Source organism: Flavobacterium aquariorum (assembly GCF_003254745.1).
Classification (GTDB): domain Bacteria; phylum Bacteroidota; class Bacteroidia; order Flavobacteriales; family Flavobacteriaceae; genus Flavobacterium; species Flavobacterium aquariorum.
Window position 1 is genome coordinate 1 of the sequence record NZ_QKXH01000016.1, and the last position, 19,006, is coordinate 19,006.

Annotated in this window: 5 protein-coding genes; 4 read left to right on the forward strand and 1 reads right to left on the reverse strand. The window is 38.7% G+C overall.

The window, feature by feature from the left end; all coding sequences use genetic code 11:
• The 4 genes from DOS84_RS18555 to DOS84_RS19010 all read left to right on the forward strand — a co-directional run.
• A partial coding sequence (locus tag DOS84_RS18555) for a T9SS sorting signal type C domain-containing protein (RefSeq protein ID WP_124020666.1) occupies positions 1 to 3,032 on the forward strand: 3,032 nt, incomplete at its 5' end.
• A 272-nt stretch (positions 3,033 to 3,304) separates the two neighbouring features.
• Entirely contained in the window at positions 3,305 to 8,431 is a 5,127-nt protein-coding gene (locus DOS84_RS18560; RefSeq protein WP_111411601.1) for a T9SS sorting signal type C domain-containing protein, read from the forward strand.
• 288 nt (positions 8,432 to 8,719) lie between these two features.
• Positions 8,720 to 14,857 (forward strand): fibronectin type III domain-containing protein, encoded by a 6,138-nt coding sequence (locus tag DOS84_RS18565; RefSeq protein ID WP_111411602.1) that lies wholly within the window; start codon positions 8,720 to 8,722, stop codon positions 14,855 to 14,857.
• Positions 14,858 to 15,102: 245 nt separating this feature from the next.
• Positions 15,103 to 17,826 (forward strand): T9SS sorting signal type C domain-containing protein, encoded by a 2,724-nt coding sequence (locus DOS84_RS19010; protein WP_124020667.1) that lies wholly within the window; start codon positions 15,103 to 15,105, stop codon positions 17,824 to 17,826.
• Between the two features lie 66 nt (positions 17,827 to 17,892).
• Here the strand turns inward: DOS84_RS19010 and bioB are convergent, their stop codons facing one another.
• Positions 17,893 to 18,978 (reverse strand): biotin synthase BioB, encoded by a 1,086-nt coding sequence (gene bioB, locus DOS84_RS18575; protein WP_111411603.1) that lies wholly within the window; start codon positions 18,976 to 18,978, stop codon positions 17,893 to 17,895.
• Positions 18,979 to 19,006: the final 28 nt, after the last annotated feature.

The following is a 19,006-nucleotide window of genomic DNA, read 5'->3' on the forward strand; positions in this document are numbered from 1 at the left end:
CAGCAGGAAGTCCAGCAGCTACTTATGCGGTTAGTCCAGCTTTGCCGGCAGGATTAAGTTTAAATGCAGCAACAGGACAAATAACAGGAACACCAACTACAGCAGTTGCATCTGCAGGATATACCGTCACAGCCAGCAATACTGGTGGTTGTGGAACTGCAACATCGGTTGTAACCATTACCGTGAATGCAAATGCAAGTGTCACATCAGTTACAGGAACAAGTTCATTGTGTATTTCAGGAACGGCAACTTATACAGCAAACTCAATAGTTTTAAGTGGTGGTACTGGATCTTGGAGCAGTAGTAATACGACAGTAGCAACAGTTGATGCTTCGGGAAGTGTAACAGGAGTTGCATCAGGAACTGCTGATATTATTTATACGATTTCAGGAGGCTGTGGCGGAACAGTATCTGCGCAACAATCAGTAACAATAAACCCAAACTTAATCGCCAGCGTATCCATTGCAGCTTCAACATCAACAACAATTTGCTCAGGTACTTCGGTAACTTTTACGGCTACACCGACCAATGGCGGAACCCCAACATACCAGTGGTACAATGGTGCTTCTCCAATTTCAGGTGAAACGGCTGTTACTTATACTACTACAACATTGGCAAATGGCGATGCCATTTCAGTAGTTATGACGTCGAATGCTACTCCTTGTTTGACAGGAAATCCGGCAACTTCGAATACTATAACAATGACAGTGAATGCAATTCCGATAGCTCCAGTTCTAAATAATGTAGTTTTGGGCTGTACGGATACTTCTGCTAATGGAGCTTGGGCTGCGGTTCCAAACGCTACCGATTATCGATTTGATCTTTCTTTAGATCCTTTGTTTGGGACTTTTGTAGCAGGGTATCAAAATTTATCTGTTGCACCATCAGCTACGCCATCAGTTACTGTAAACGGATTGACACCTGGGGTGACCTATTACGCCAGAGCACGGACTGTAAGCAGTTGTGGAAATAGTGCGAATTCAAATACAGCCACTATTTCGGTGCCTATTACTATAACCACAGATGGCGGACTTACTTGGTCTAATGGTGTTCCGGATAGCACCAAAAAAGTTGTTTTTATAGGTAATGCCAAGATAACAACCCAATTAAATGCTTGTTCATGCCAAATTGACCCAGCAGCAAATGTGGTTGTTGGAGTTCCAGTTTTAGATCCATCTTATTTGCCAAATAAAAATGCAGCTGCTATTTTAAAAATTGAAAACGGATTATATGTAGATCCTGCTGGAAGTTTAACCTTTGAGAATAATGCAAGTTTGATCCAAGTAAACGAGACAACAGGTTTAAATACTGGAAAAATCATTTACAAACGCGAAACCACACCGATGAAGAATTTCGATTATACCTATTGGTCATCACCGGTAGAAGATCAAGTTTTATATACCTTGTCTCCAAATACATTATTGGATAAATACATGAGTTATTCATTGAACAAATGGGTAGTTGAAATGTCTGGGGCGAGCATGATGAATCCTCCAGGGAAAGGATTTATTATTCGGGTTCCAAAGCCACAATTCTGGCCAAATCCTCTGGCAACAACTTATATTCAACCAGTACAGTTTGAAGGAGTTCCAAATAATGGTACTTACACTTTGCCAATTGATCCAAATGGGTATAGTAATCTAATCGGGAATCCATATCCATCGGTTATGAGTGCCGATGACTTTTTAATGGAAAATAGTGTAAATAATACTAGGCTAGAGGGAACCATTCGTTTATGGACGCATAGTTCGAGTATAACGAACCAAAAATATGCTGGTGCGGATTATGCCTCTTATAATTTGACAGGGGGCACGGCGGCGGTTACCGGTGGTGAACAACCTTCCGGTAATATAGCGGCAGGCCAATCTTTTTTTGTAAAAAGTGCTGGACCCGGCCCCGTAGTTTTTAACAATAGTATGCGAGTAGTTATTCATTCAGGAGATAATTCTCAATTTTTTAAAGGAACAAAATCAAAGAAGACTTCAATTGAGAAGCATCGCGTTTGGTTGAGTTTAAGCAATACGGAAGGAGCTTTCAAAGAATTGCTGGTAGGATATGCTTCAGGTGCTACCAATGGGGCTGATAATGCTTATGACGGAGCGGCTAGTAGCAGTTATAAATACGTTGATTTTTACAGTATTAATAACAATGCCAATTATATTATACAAGGACGTGCTGTTCCATTTGACAAAACGGATAAAGTTCCATTGGGTTATAAATCGACATTAGAAGGAACTTTTGTGATAAGCATTGATAAAGTAGACGGAGTTCTGGCCACGCAGCCTGTTTTTATTGAAGATAAATTGAACAATGTCATTCATAATTTGAAGGATGGACCCTATTCATTCACTACTGTTGCGGGAGTTTTTGATAATCGTTTTGTGTTACGTTATACTGATAATACTCCAGTTGTAACACCGCCGGTTGTAGTCGTTCCTCCAGTAGTGGTTGAACCTCCAGTAGTTGTAGCTCCTCCTGTGGTAGTAGAGCCACCGGTTATTGTAGTACCCCCAGTGGTAGTTGATCCTCCTGTAGTAGTTGTGCCGCCAGTAGTGGTAGAACCACCAGTTGTTGTAACGCCTCCTGTAGTAGTTGTACCGCCAGTAGTGGTAGAGCCACCAGTTGTTGTAACGCCTCCGGTAGTTGTAGATCCTCCTATTGTTGTAACTCCTCCTGTAGTTGTAACACCGCCAGTCGTTGTAGATCCGCCTGTTGTTGTAACACCTCCCGTGATAGAAATACCTCCTGTAACTGGTTTGGATCCGACATTGGAAAACCCATCTTTTGATAAAAAAGGGAAATCGGTTATAGTTTCTGTAAAAAATCATCAAATAAAAATTAATTCTTTTGATGAAATGATGGTTATGGTTATTGTTTATGACCTTAGAGGAAGGTTACTTTATGAAAATGATCATGTAAACAGTAATGAATTTATAGTGCAAGATCTCAATTCTAGCGATCAGTTTTTAATTGTTGTCACGCAATTGACAAACGGAAAATGGGTGACGAAAGAAATTATTTTCCAAAATTAATTTCATAGTATTATTTTATTAATAACCCCATTCTGATTATTCAGAATGGGGTTATTAATTTTTAAAAACAAAATCTTACAAATTTCATATTTAACATTTGTTTAGCTGATAAAGATGCTATATGTCACTAAATGAGTGGTTTTTAGTTTTATATTTGCAAAAATTTCTGCATGCCTTTATACAAATGTATGCAATCCACTAATGGCAATACCAACTGATTGAAATCAGGTTCATTAGCAAAAATAAATTAGATTCTAAATACCACCCCCTATATGACTAGAATATTACTTAGGAAAATTCTTTTTTCATTTTTATTATTTTTTACATTATATACTAATGGCCAAACTTTTGTAGGTCCCGGTACAGATTGGAATACGGCTTCAAACTGGTCCCCATCTGGAGTTCCTTCGACTTCTATTTCGGGAATTATTATAATTAATTCGAATGTTAATGTTGCGAGTATCTCTGTCAAAAATAATGGTGAACTTATTGTTAATTCTCCTGCAGTTTTAACTGTTGGATCAATTGGTAATTCTGCATCTACGCAGGTGGTAGATTTTCAAAACGGTTCTAAAGTTACTGTAAATTCAGGAGCGTCAATGATAGTGTATGGTTTGTTGAATAACAGCAATAATAGTAATAATGTTAAGTTTGACGGAGCGGTAAGCGTAGATGGGAATGTTACAGTTGGTAATGGTTCTACAATTAATGGTTCAGGCAGTTTGTCTACAACAGGAACAGTTACGGGTGGCGGTACAGTTTTTGGAACTGGAGATGATTGTACCAGTGGGAATGGATGTAATTATGGTTGTTCTGTCAATACTATTTCAGCTTCTCAGACGATTTGTTCCGGCAGTACAGCAACTCTTACAGGGAATACGGGTACGGGCTATTCTTATCAATGGCAATCTAGTACAACTTCTTCTTCAACAGGATTTAGTAATATTTCAGGTGCAACAGGAAATAATTATACATCATCAGCATTAACAACAACGACTTATTATAGACGTATTGTGACTGTGTCAGGTTGTTCATCTTCAAATTCAAATGTTGTTAAAGTTACGCCAACCCCATTACCTGCTGCGCCAACTAGCTTAGGTGGATGGAGTCCAAGTTGTAATGGTTATGTTGTAAGTTGGAGTGGGTCTGCTACAAAGTTTTATTTAGATGTGTCGACGACCAGTACATTCGATGTGGGGACTATTGTTTCGGCTTACGATAATAAAGATGTGGGTAATGTAAATAATGTAACATTAACTGGATTAACTTCAAATACTACATATTACTTTAGAGTTAGGGCATTTGGTTCTTCTTGTTTAAGTAATAATTCTTCCACAGGAACTTTTACGACATTGACAATAGCTACTCCAACAAATATTAGAGGAGATAATGCTAGCTGGTGTAGTTATATAGCAAGATGGGATGGTTCTGCTACAAAGTTTTATTTGGACGTGGCAACCAGTAATACATTTTCTGTTGGAACTATGGTCTCAGCTTATAGTAATAAAGATGTCGGAAACGTAAACAATTTAACTTTATCTGGATTGACACCAAATACGGTTTATTATTTTAGAGTTAGACGCCTAGAATCTTGCGGTTTGAGCGATAATTCGGCTGTAGGCAGTTTTACAACCTTATCCATACCCATACCTACAGCCAATACAGGATATGCTAATTGTAATGATTGGATGGCTCAATGGAACAACGCTAGTGTAGATGGGTATTATTTAGATGTTGCAATAGATAATGCATTTACAAATTATGTAAGCGGTTATCAAAATTTAGATGTGGGGAACGTTATCGCATATAATATAACTGGTTTAGCTCGTGGAGGAACTTATTATTATAGAGTAAAATCAAAAACCAGTTGTGGATTTGGGGGGTATTCTAATGTAGTTACCTTTGTAGAAAAGGGTAATAATTCTTCTAATCCAGGAACAATTTCTGGAGCAGCGTCGATTTGTGTTGGAGCGAGCACTACATTTACAAACAGCGGAAGTAATCCTTCAAATGGTACTTGGTCTATTTTTAATCAATCTGGAGCAGCAACTATTACGGGTGCTGGGGTTGTTACAGGAACATTGGCTGGTGTTGTTAGCGTAGTTTATACGGTAGGTACTGGCTGTTTATCTTCTACATCAAAATTATTAACAATTGATGGCGGAAGCGTTTCAGCTGCGTCATCAACTCCAACGGTTTGTTTCAATACCGCAATAACTCCAATAACCCATGTAACGAGTGGATTTACAGGAATTGGGAGTTCAACAAATTTGCCAGCTGGTGTGAGTGCATCTTTTGCATCAAATATTATCACTATTAGTGGAACTCCAACAGCATTAGGAACATTTAATTACAGCATTTCATTAATGGGCGGTTGTGGAGGTGTTAACGCTACAGGAACTATTACAGTAAATGCATCGCCAACAATTGTTGCAATTTCAGCACCAGCAGCACTGTGCTCAAGTGGTTCGTTGAATCCAACGGCACCAGTGGTTATAGTTAATGGTTCAGCAGTTACGGCATCAGGCTGGCAACTGGAAACAGCAGTTTCTAATGGATCATTTGTAAATCAAACAATGCCTTATACGGTTGCCTTTGCTGACAATGGTAAAAAGATTAGATATTATGCCACTAACGGTTGCGGTACAACAAATGGCAATGCGGTAACTGTAACAGTAAATCCAAATTTGCCTGCAAGTGTGACTATTGCAGCTTCAACAGCAACAACAATTTGTGCGGGGACCTCAGTAACTTTTACCGCCAGTCCAATCAATGGAGGAGCCCCTACGTACCAATGGTACAAAGGAGGCACCCCAATTTCAGGGGAAACAGCAGCTACATATACAACATCCACTTTGGCAAATGGTGATGCAGTTTCAGTAGTTATGACATCGACTGCGACTCCTTGTTTGACAGGAAATCCGGCAACTTCGAATACTATAACAATGACAGTGAACGCAACTCCGATAGCTCCAGTTCTAAACAATGTGGTTTTGGGCTGTACGGATACTTCTGCTAATGAAGCTTGGGCTGCGGTTCTAAATAGTACCGATTACCGATTTGATCTTTCTCTAGATTCTTCATTTGGGACTTTTGTAACAGGATATCAAAATGTTTCTGTTGCACCATCAGCTACGCCTTCAGCTACTGTAAACGGATTAATGCCAGGAGTAACCTATTATGTCAGAGCACGTACTGTAGGCAGTTGCGGAACTAGTGCTAATTCAAATACAGCCACTATTTCGGTGCCTATTACTATAACCACAGATGGCGGACTTACCTGGTCTAATGGTATGCCGGATAGCACCAAAAAAGTTGTTTTTATAGGTAACGCCAAGATAACAACCCAATTAAATGCCTGTTCATGCCAAATTGACCCAGCAGCAAATGTGGTTGTTGGAGTTCCAGTTTTAGATCCATCATATTTACCGGGTAAGAATGCAGCTGCTATTTTAAAAATTCAAAACGGATTGCACGTTGATCCAACAGGTAGTTTAACCTTTGAGAACAATGCAAGTTTGATCCAAGTAAATGAGACAAGGGGTTTAAATACCGGAAAAATCATCTACAAGCGAGAAACTGCTCCGATGAAGAATTTCGATTATACCTATTGGTCATCACCGGTGGAAGATCAAGTTTTGTTTACCTTGTCTCCAAATACATTATTGGATAAATACATGAGTTATTCAATGAACAAATGGGTAGTTGAAATGTCTGGGGCGAGCATGATGAATCCTCCAGGGAAAGGATTTATTATTCGGGTTCCAAAACCACAATTCTGGCCAAATCCGATGGCAACAACTTATATTCAACCGGTACAGTTTGAAGGAGTTCCAAATAATGGTGCATATACCTTACCAATTGATCCAACTGGGTATAGCAACCTGATCGGGAATCCCTATCCGTCGGCTATGAGTGCTGATGATTTTTTAATTGAAAACGCGGTTACAAATACCAGAGTTGAGGGAACGATTCGATTGTGGACGCACACTACCGACATAACGAACCAAAAATATGCTGGTGCGGATTATGCATCTTATAATATTTTAGGAGGGGTGACTACCGGGAATGGTATCGTAATTCCATCAGGTAATATAGCGGCCGGTCAATCTTTCTTTGTAAAAAGCGTTGATGGTGGATCTGTTGTCTTGAAAAATAGTATGCGAGTTGGCGTTTCAGGAGAAAATGCTCAATTTTTTAAAGGAACAAAATCAAAAAATACTTCAATTGAGAAACATCGTGTTTGGTTGAGTTTAAGCAATACGGAAGGAGCTTTCAAAGAATTGCTGGTAGGATATGCTACAGGTGCTACTAATGGGGCCGATAATGCTTATGACGGGGCGTCTAGCACCAGTTATAAATACGTTGATTTTTACAGTATTAATAACAATGCCAATTATATTATACAAGGGCGTGCTGTCCCATTTGACAAAACGGACAAAGTGCCATTGGGTTATAAATCGACATTAGAAGGAACTTTTGTGATAAGCATTGATAAAGTAGACGGAGTTCTGGCCACGCAGCCTGTTTTTATTGAAGATAAATTGAACAATGTTATTCATAATTTGAAGGATGGACCCTATTCATTCACTACTGTTGCGGGAGTTTTTGATAATCGTTTTGTGTTGCGTTATACTGATAATACTCCAGTTGTAACACCTCCGGTTGTAGTCGGTCCTCCAGTAGTGGTTGAACCTCCAGTAGTTGTAGCTCCTCCTGTGGTAGTAGAGCCACCGGTTATTGTAGTACCCCCAGTGGTAGTTGATCCTCCTGTAGTAGTTGTGCCGCCAGTAGTGGTAGAACCACCAGTTGTTGTAACGCCTCCTGTAGTGATTGATCCCCCTATTGCTGTAACGCCACCTGTTGTTATAGATCCTCCTATTGTTGTAACGCCTCCAGTAGTTGTAACTCCTCCTGTAGTTGTAGATCCTCCTATTGTTGTAACGCCTCCAGTAGTTGTAGATCCACCGATTGTTGTAACGCCTCCGGTGGTAGTCGAACCTCCTGTAGTAGTTATGCCTCCAGTTGTTGTAGATCCACCGATTGTTTCAACGCCACCGGTAGTTGTAGTTCCGCCTGTTGTTGTAACACCTCCCGTGATAGAAATACCTCCTGTAACTGGTTTGGATCCGACATTGGAAAACCCATCTTTTGATAAAAAAGGGAAATCGGTTATAGTTTCTGTAAAAAATCATCAAATAAAAATTAATTCTTTTGATGAAACGATGGTTATGGTTATTGTTTATGACCTAAGAGGAAGGTTGCTTTATGAAAATGATCATGTAAACAGTAATGAATTTATAGTGCAAGATCTTAATTCTAGCGATCAGTTTTTAATTGTTGTCACGCAATTGACAAACGGAAAATGGGTGACGAAAGAAATTATTTTTCAAAATTAATTCATAATGTAAGTTTTTTAAAATCCTATTCTGGTTATTCAGAGTGGGATTTTTTTTATCAAGTTAAATAACTATATATGAATTGAATAAGTATTTCGTTTGAGTTTTAATATTTCTATAAAAGAAATAAAAACTTACTATTTTTTGAATTAACAATTGTTTAGCGAATAAAGATTGTTTTTGTCGATAAATCATTACTAATTAGTTTTATATTTGTCCAATATTACTAATATTAATACCAACTGATTGGAAGTAGGTTTATTAGTAAAAAACATATTAGACCACTCTATGAAATTAAAATTACTTTCTTTATTTTTCTTCGTATTATTATCTAAAAACATCAGTTTTGCCCAATGTATTTTTGCAAATCAGCCTTTTAATGGTGTCGTTCAGTCCATTTGTTATAATACTGAAGTTATTGCTCCAAATGTTGGTGAAGTAGCTACTACAGGAGTGACTGTGGGTTCTTATGTTGCTGTAAATGTTACGAAAGGCTATACATATTCTATAAAAACGACAAATACCGATTTGGGATTTATAAAAAGGATAACTTTATTTGACAGTAGTGCAACAGGAGTAAGTCTTGCAACTGTTATCTCAACAGCGAATAATACAGCCATTTCTCTAGGATGGACCGCTAGTTTTACGGGCGTTTTGTATGTTCAATTCAATAATAATGGTAATAGCTGTGCATCAAGTTCGAGTGCTGATACGATTACTATAACTTATACCGGCGGAAATGACATATCCGATTCTCCAGCTACTTATGGAATCGATAGTTGGGTAGGTCATCTTTATAATTTTTCGAATGCAGTAGCTTCACCTCCTAGTGATGCTAATGCTTTTGGCAATTATCTAGGATATTTTAATGTAGGAACACAAAATTTTATTCAAAATTATGGAGGTAACGATGTGTGTTTTCCATATACGGCCAATGATGTTCCGGCCAGCCTTAGAACAGATACTTTTGCGGTTAAATATAGAATGCAATCTACATTAACAGGATGTTATTTGGTGACTGTAAGAGGAGATGATGGAGTTCGTTTGACAGTGGATGGTGTTAAGGTTTTTGATAGATGGGTACAGCAATCGGCCACTACTTATGATAATATTTTGGTGTATTTGAATGGTCATAGTGATCTGTTGCTTGAATATTATGAAAAAAACGGAAGTAATGATGTAAATTTTACAATGGTGCCATTTGTAGCGAGTACCAATTCAATAACTGGGCCAACACCTTCTTCAGTTTGTAGCGGTTTTGCACCTGGTGTAATTGATGGAAGCTCTTTTATTTATAATGGAGCAACGGTTAACCCAACAATAAATTTTCAATGGCAATCTTCGTCAGATAATGTTACGTGGAGCAATATTGCAGGAGCTACATCAGAAGATTATTCACCGCCAGCCACTACCACAACAACTTTGAATGTGCCCGTTTATTATAGGCGAGTTGTTTCGGCAGTAGCGGCAACAGCCTCAAGTTGTGTTTATAATAGTAATTCAATTGTTGTTACTACAAGTCCAGTGGGAACTTTGACAGTTCCTGTAGCCAATACAGTTTCTGGCGTAACCTGTTCTCAAGTCGTTGCCAATTGGTCAGCATCTACTAACGCATCGAGTTATTTATTAGATGTGGCTACAGATTCTGGTTTTACCATTATTTTGCCTTCTTATTCTAATTTAAATGTTGGTAATGTAACTACTTACACTATTACTAATTTACCTCCGGCTGCTACTTATTATTATAGAGTTCGTGCTATGAATGGATGTAATACGACGGCGAGCTCAGGAACTATATCTTTTACAACATCCGCTTTTGTGCCTACAACATCGGCAGGAACTTATCAAATATGCGTAGACAGCCCAACTTTAAATACTATTGCAACGGCCTCTGTTAATTCAGGACAATATGTTACTCTTGATGTGGTTCAGGGTTTTACGTATACTTTTTCTGTAGGGGATGTTTTTTCTGGGCTTAATGAAAGTTTAAATATTTTGGATGCTTCAACCAATAACAATGTAAGCCCGACGGCATTTTCATCGGCGCCAACAGGAACGTCGATTACTTGGAAGGCTACATTTTCTGGATCGATTAATGTTGTGTTGTTTAGTAACGATTGTTCAAATAGTGGAGCAATAGGAGGATCTTTACAATTAAAATTAATTAGCGTAGGGAATACTTTAGATTTGCAAATAGCAGTTGGAACTAATACATGGGTGGGCCATGTTTATAATTGGACGGGAGGGGTGCCCCCAGGAGGAGCATCGCCATCGGCACTAGCAGCAAGTTCCCCTTTTGTAAATGCGAATTATGTGGGTTATTATAATGAAGGTGCAGAAACTATAGCTCAAGGTTTTGGAGGTGATCCCTCATGTTTTAAGACATATAGTAATGGGGTTAATAGAACCAATATTTATGCGGATAAATTTGCAGTGCGTTATAGAATGAAATCGACTAAACCTGCTGGTTGTTATATTGCTACAATGAATGGTGATGACGGAATTCGTTTGTATGTGGATGGTGCATTGGTTTTTGATGCTTGGAAAGATCAAGGAAATACAGTTTACGGCAGCGTTTTGATCTATTTGAATGGGAATAGTGATTTGGTTTTTGATTATTACGAAAATGGAGGAGGGAATGTTGTAGGTTTTAGTTTGACTCCTTTTGTTGTAAGTCAGAATACAATAACGGCTCCAAATCCTGCATTGCTTTGTAGTGGAACAACTCCGAATGCTATCACAGGAACACTTACTTATAATGGAGCGACTGCCAATCCAACTATCAATTTTCAATGGCAATCGTCACCAGATAATAGTACATGGACAGATATAGCAGGAGCAACATCACAAAATTATACTCCGGTTGCTGTTACAACAACAACTTTAAATGTCACTGTTTATTATAGAAGAGTTGTGGTTGGTTCAAGTACGGCTACTTCGGGTTGTACTTATACGAGTAATGTCATTTCGATAACAACCAGTCCGGGAATAGCGGCAGCACCTTTATCTCCAGTTGGTTCTGCAGCTACTTGTAATCAATTAACAGCCAATTGGACTGCATCGAGTAATGTGACTAACTACCGCTTAGATGTTTCTACCTCAAATACTTTTGCGAGTTTTGTAGCAGGTTATAATAATTTGAACGTTGGAAATGTGATAGCTTACAATGTAACGGGTCTAACAGCAGGCATTACTTATTATTTTAGGATTCGCGCTGTAAATGGTTGCGGTACCAGTGTAGATTCAGCTACAGGAACATATGCTACTTTGCCTGCAACACCTGCACAACCGGGTATTATAGCAGGTACAACTCCTCAATGTCCTTCATTGAAGGGACAAGTTTACAGCATAGCTGCTGTTACCAATGCTTCAACATATAACTGGACAGTTCCAACAGGTTGGGTTATAACAGGAGGTGCAGGTACCACAAGTATTACTGTGACTACAGGTACATCTGGACAAAACGGGAATATTGGTGTTGCGGCTGTAAATAGTTGTGGGACTAGCGCTGTGAGAAATCTTGCTGTAACAGTAGTTGCTACCTCAAGTGTAGGAGGAACTTTAGGGGGTAGCGCAACGGTTTGTTCAGGAACAAATAGTACTTTGTTTACACTATCTGGCTATACAGGTGTTATTCAAAGTTGGGAATCATCTACCGATAATTTTGTGTCCATAGTTACACCTATAGGCATTACCACAACAACATATACCGCTGCAAATTTGACTAGTACTACTCAATATAGAGTAGTTGTAAAAAATGGTGGAAGTTGTGCCGTGAACTCAACAATTGGTACGGTTACCGTTACACCTACCTTAACGGCTGCCAGTGTTCTGCCAAACAGTGGGCAATCTATTTGCGCCAATGGATCTGGAACTCTTTTGACAATTACAGATACAGGTGGCGGTGCAATTACTCATCAATGGGGAAAACGTGCTGTTTCAGGCGGAACTATTACGAATATATCAGGAGCTACGGGATCAACTTATACTCCAACAGGAGTTGATTTAACTCCGGGTACCTGGTTTGTAGTTTGTACATCAACACCAGCATGTGGCAGTCCTATAATCTCAAATGAAGTTCAGGTTGTCGTAGATGCAATTCCTGCAGCACCTACAGTCGGTCCGATTGTGCAACCCAGCTGTACTGTAAATATTGGCTCTGTTTTGTTAACGGGATTACCCGTTTCTGGGACACTTAATCCTGGAAATATTACCTATTCTGGAACGAGTTATACTGTGAATGGCTTATCGTCAGGGACATATTATTATACCGTTTCAAATGGCACTTGTTCATCATTGTCATCTGCAGCTGTTTCAATAAATGCAACTACTACCAATACTTGGAATGGTTCTTCTTGGTCTGCAGGAACACCTACAACATCTCAAAGTCTTGTTTTTAATGGTAATTATAGCTTAACTGGGGATATTCAGGGTTGTTCGTGTCAGGTGAATTCTGGCTTTACCGTAACTATCCCTAGCGGAAATACAATGACAATCACCAATGCGGTAACTAATGGAGGTATTTTAATTTTCGAGAACAATGCAAGTTTGATTCAGTTGAATGATGGTGCTGTTAATACCGGAAAAATTATTTACAAGAGGGAAACGACACCAATGAAGAATTTTGATTATACGTATTGGTCATCACCGGTAAAAGACCAAGTTCTGAATGTATTATCTCCGAATACTTTATTTGATAAGTACATGAGTTACTCGATGAATAAATGGGTAGTTGAGCCAGCTACAAGCACTATGAATGGTCCAGGGAAGGGATTTATTATACGTGTTCCTAAGCCTCAATTTTGGCCAGACCCTATGGCAACTACTTATATTCAGCCGGTACAGTTTGAAGGAGTTCCAAATAATGGCGTATATACTTTGCAAATTGATCCAATAGGATATAGTAACCTGATCGGGAATCCATATCCATCGGTTATGAGTGCCGATGACTTTTTAATGGAAAATAGTGTCAATAATACTAGGCTAGAGGGAACCATTCGTTTATGGACGCATAGTTCGAGTATAGCGAACCAAAAATATGCTGGTGCGGATTATGCCTCTTATAATTTGACAGGGGGTACAGCGGCGGTTACCGGTGGCGAACAACCTTCCGGTAATATAGCGGCAGGCCAATCTTTTTTTGTAAAAAGTGCTGGAGCCGGCCCCGTAGTTTTTAACAATAGTATGCGAGTAGTTATTCATTCAGGAGATAATTCTCAATTTTTTAAAGGAACAAAATCAAAGAAGACTTCAATTGAGAAGCATCGCGTTTGGTTGAGTTTAAGCAATACAGAAGGAGCTTTCAAAGAATTGCTGGTAGGATATGCTACAGGTGCTACCAATGGAGCCGATAATGCTTATGACGGGGCAGCTAGTAGCAGTTATAAGTACGTTGATTTTTACAGTATTAATAACAATGCCAATTATATTATACAAGGACGTGCTGTTCCATTTGACAAAACGGACAAAGTGCCATTGGGTTATAAATCGACGTTAGAAGGAACTTTTGTGATAAGCATTGATAAAGTAGACGGAGTTCTGGCCACACAGCCTGTTTTTGTTGAAGACAAATTAAACAATGTCATTCATAATTTAAAGGACGGGCCGTATTCATTTAGTACAGGTATTGGAACTTTCAATGATCGTTTTGTGTTACGTTACAAAGATAATACGCCAGTCGTAACTCCTCCTGTTGTAGTTGAGCCTCCTGTAGTTGTAGACCCTCCAGTTGTGGTTGTTCCACCGGTTGTTGTAACGCCTCCTGTAGTTGTAGATCCTCCAGTAGTGATTGCTCCACCAGTGGTAGTAACACCGCCCGTCGTTGTAACGCCTCCTGTAGTTGTAGATCCACCAGTGGTTGTAACACCACCCATCGTTGTAGATCCACCTATAGTGATTGCTCCACCAGTGGTGGTAACGCCTCCTGTAGTTGTAGGTCCTCCAGTGGTGGTAACGCCGCCCGTCGTTGTAGGTCCTCCAGTGGTGGTAACGCCGCCCGTCGTTGTAACGCCTCCTGTAGTTGTAGATCCACCGATTGTTGTAACACCACCCGTCGTTGTAGATCCACCTATAGTGATTGCTCCACCAGTGGTGGTAACGCCTCCTGTAGTTGTAAATCCACCCGTGATAGAAGTACCTCCGGTAAGTGGTTTGGATCCAACATTGGAAAATCCATCTTTTGATAAAAAGGAAAAAGCAGTTGTAGTTTCTGTAAAAAATCATCAAATAAAAATCAATTCATTTGATGAAACGATGGTGATGGTAATGGTTTATGACCTAAGAGGAAGATTGCTTTATGAAAATGACCATGTCAATAGTAATGAATTTATAGTGCAAGATCTCAATTCTAGCGATCAGTTTTTAATTGTTGTCACGCAATTGACAAACGGAAAATGGGTAACGAAAGAAATTATTTTTCAAAATTAATTCATAATATAAGTTTTTTAAAAATCCCATTTTGGTTATTCAGAGTGGGATTTTTTTATTTTAGTATTTAATGATTGCAATAAATTTGAAATTGATTAAGGCACCAAGTTGATGTTTTTATTTGGGGCGTGAGAGAAAATTTATTTTATGTAAGAAATTAAATTAAAAATAATTATCACATTATAATATAATTCTTATTTTAGTATTCTGTTATTGTTTTATGGGACTAACTCAATATTATGTTTATGAAAAAAAAATTTTTTGTTTTCCTGATTTTTATTTTTTCACCTATTTTAATTTTTGGACAATCGATATTTCAAAACTCTATCAATGGAGTCAATCCTGATGAATCAAATCCTTATATTAGTGGACAAATTGTAGATCCCAATATTGCGGTCAGCGGTATTGGTAGAGGTACTGGAATATATGGTATTAATTCGAATAATAGATACGATGCTAGAAGCTGGAGATCAGATGCGTTGGATCCTAATGCTTATTTTGAATTTACAATAATTCCAAATACAGATAAAAAAATTGATTTTATTAGTTTTGTATACACAGGCCAAATTTCTTTCAATGGTCCCACACTTTTTGCTTTTCGTTCCAGTCTAGATAATTTTGCATCAGATATAGGTGTAGTTACAGCAACTGGTTCAACAGTTTCTTTATCAGATGTAAATTTTCAAAATGTAGTTTCTCCTATTACCTTCAGATTGTATGGTTGGGGCGCCATTACTGGAACGGGAGCTTTTAGTATTAATGATTTCCAATTCAATGGTGTTATTTCTTGTGCAGATCCACAAATACCTATATTGCCAGAAATAAGCCTTAGCTGTTCATCCACTTCTTTTGCGTTGAATTGGTCAGCTTCTTTACAAGCTTCGAATTATTTTATTGATGTGGCTACTGATTCTGGTTTTATGAATTGCCTTGCAGGGTATCAAAATAAAGACTTAGGTGATGCTTTATCTGAAAGCGTTCATGCTTTGGCTGTTGGGGGGATTTATTATGTGCGGCTACGCACAGCCAATGGTTGTGCCACAAGTAGTTATTCTAATACTATAAAAGTAGCACCACCAGAAACTATTTATAATGGGACATGGTCAAATGGTATTCCTGATGCGACTAAGAACGTACGGTTTTCAAGTAATTTTAATGTAAGCACTATTTTAGAAGCTTGTTCTTGTCAAATAGATTCTGGTGTTGCTGTGAATGTTGATTCTGGTGCTGTTTTAAAGCTTGAAAATGGATTGGATGTGATGGGTGGCGGTATACTGACTTTCGAGAACAATTCTAGTTTAATACAGGAGAATGATGCCGCCGTGAATACGGGAAGAATTATTTATAAGCGAGAAACTACGCCGATGAAGAATTTTGATTATACGTATTGGTCGTCGCCTGTACAGGATCAAGTTTTGAATGTTTTGTCTCCAAATACTTTATCGGACAAATACATGAGTTATTCGATGAATAAATGGGTAGTTGAGCCGGCTACAAACACCATGAACCCTTCAGGAAAAGGATTTATTATTCGTGTTCCGAAACCGCAATTTTGGACAAATCCAATCAATCCTACCTATATTCAGCCTGTGCAGTTTGAAGGAGTTCCTAATAATGGAGTTTACACTTTGCCGATTGATCCGACGGGGTATAGCAATCTGATTGGTAATCCGTATCCATCGGCTATGAGCGCCGATGCCTTTTTATTGGAAAACAGTATCAATAATCCTAAGCTAGAGGGAACTATTCGTTTTTGGACGCACAGTTCAGCTATTACCAACTTGAAATATTCTGGAACGGACTATGCTTCTTATAATTATTTAGGAGGAGTCGGAACCAGCGGTAATTTTGTTGATGCAAACGGGAATGGTATTATGGATTCAGGAGAAGAACAAATTGTTAATAAGCCTTTAGGCTATATAGCGGCGGGACAATCTTTCTTTGTGAAAAGTGCTGCAGGAACAGGATCTGTTGTTTTCAATAACGGCATGAGAGTGGGTATTGCAGGCAAAAACGGTCAATTTTTTAAAGGGACAAAATCGAAAACCATTGCTATTGAGAAACACCGTGTTTGGTTAAATTTAACCAATACAGAAGGGGCTTTCAAGCAAATGCTGGTGGGTTATGCCACTGGTGCAACCAATGGTTTTGATAGTGTTTTTGACGGAAAATCGCAAGGCAGCAACAAATACATTGATTTTTACAGCATCAATGAAAACACAAATTTTGTGATTCAGGGTCGTGCCGTTCCATTTGACAAAGCGGATGAAGTGCCATTGGGTTATAGAACAACTATCGAAGGAACTTTTGCGATAAGCATTGATGAAGTGGACGGGGTTTTGGCCACTCAACCTGTTTTTGTTGAAGATAAAGTAACCAATGTCATTCATAATTTAAAGGACGGGCCGTATTCATTTAGTACAGGTATTGGAACTTTCAATGATCGTTTTGTGTTACGTTACAAAGATAATACGCCAGTCGTAACTCCTCCTGTTGTAGTTGAGCCTCCTGTAGTTGTAGACCCTCCAGTTGTGGTTGTTCCACCGGTTGTTGTAACGCCTCCTGTAGTTGTAGAGCCTCCTCTTGTGGTAGATCTGCCGATTATTGTAACACCTCCCGTAGTTGTAGGACCACGGATTGTTGTAATGCCTCCTGTGAACGTAGATCAAACAGTTGTTGTAACACCTCCAGTGAGTGGTTTGGATCCAACATTGGAAAATCCATCTTTCGACAAAAAAGATAAATCAATTATTGTGTCTGTCAATGATCATCAAATAAAATTCAATTCGTTTAACGGAATTATTGATAAAGTATTGGTTTTTGATTTGAGAGGAAGATTGCTTTATGAAAAGGATAATATCGAGAAAGAGCAATTTGTTATTTCAGATTTAACTCCAAAAAACCAAATTTTAATTGTAAAAACGGTTTTTGGCAATAAGGTCAGTCGAACAGATAAGATAATTTTTTAAGTTATAATAACTAAAAAACCCCATTTTCGAGTCGAAAATGGGGTTTTACTATTCAGATAAAAAGATTTATTTTCCTTTTATGGATGCTTCCAAGTTTTTTTCAATCGTATGGCCTGGTCTAGTCCATTTTGGTTTTTCACCTAGTGATTCAAATTGTGAATCTACCGCTTCAACAGTTGGTCGCTGCGCTGCTTTTTTAAATGGTTTTTGAGGCTTTAAACCCAATAAATCAAACATTTTCATGTCTTCATTAACGTCGGGATTTGGAGTTGTTAGTAATTTGTCTCCGGCAAAAATAGAGTTGGCTCCGGCAAAGAAACACATCGCCTGTCCTTCACGGCTCATATTCATTCTTCCTGCCGATAAACGAACTTGTGTGTTTGGCATTACAATTCTAGTGGTAGCAACCATTCTAATCATTTCCCAAATTTCCACTGGTTTTTCATTTTCCATCGGAGTTCCTTCCACGGCTACCAAAGCATTGATTGGTACCGATTCTGGCTGAGGGTTCAAAGTCGAAAGAGCCACAAGCATTCCCGCTCTGTCCTCTATGCTTTCTCCCATTCCAATAATTCCACCGCTACAAACCGTAACGCTTGTTTTACGAACGTTTTCTATAGTTTGCAAGCGATCTTCGAATCCACGAGTTGAGATAACTTCTTTGTAATAATCCTCTGAAGTGTCTAAGTTATGATTGTAAGCATAAAGACCTGCCTCTGCCAATCGCTGTGCTTGGTTCTCGGTAATCATACCCAAGGTACAGCATACTTCCATGTCCATTTTGTTAATGGTACGAACCATTTCCAAAACTTGGTCAAATTCAGGGCCATCCTTTACATTTCTCCAAGCGGCTCCCATACATACACGGGAAGAGCCTCCTGATTTGGCTTGAAGCGCTTGTGCTTTTACTTGGTTTACGGACATTAAATTATTTCCTTCTACACCAGTGTTGTATCTCGCAGCTTGTGGACAATAACCACAATCTTCAGAACAGCCGCCAGTTTTAATGGAAACCAAAGTAGAAACCTGAACCACGTTTGGATCGTGATGCTCCCGATGGATTGTAGCTGCTTCAAAAAGCAAATCCATCATAGGTTTGTTATAAATAGCAATAATTTCTTCTTTCGTCCAGTTGTGTTTTGTGATACTCATCGATCCTTTATTTTGATGCCTCAAAAGT

What these genes read in the sequence shown, in the direction of transcription:
- DOS84_RS18560 (WP_111411601.1), top strand. Translation starts at nt 3,305, where the DNA reads ATGACTAGAATATTACTTAGGAAAATTCTTTTTTCATTTTTATTATTT.
- DOS84_RS18565 (WP_111411602.1), top strand. Translation starts at nt 8,720, where the DNA reads ATGAAATTAAAATTACTTTCTTTATTTTTCTTCGTATTATTATCTAAA.
- DOS84_RS19010 (WP_124020667.1), top strand. Translation starts at nt 15,103, where the DNA reads ATGAAAAAAAAATTTTTTGTTTTCCTGATTTTTATTTTTTCACCTATT.
- bioB (WP_111411603.1), bottom strand. Translation starts at nt 18,978, where the DNA reads ATGAGTATCACAAAACACAACTGGACGAAAGAAGAAATTATTGCTATT.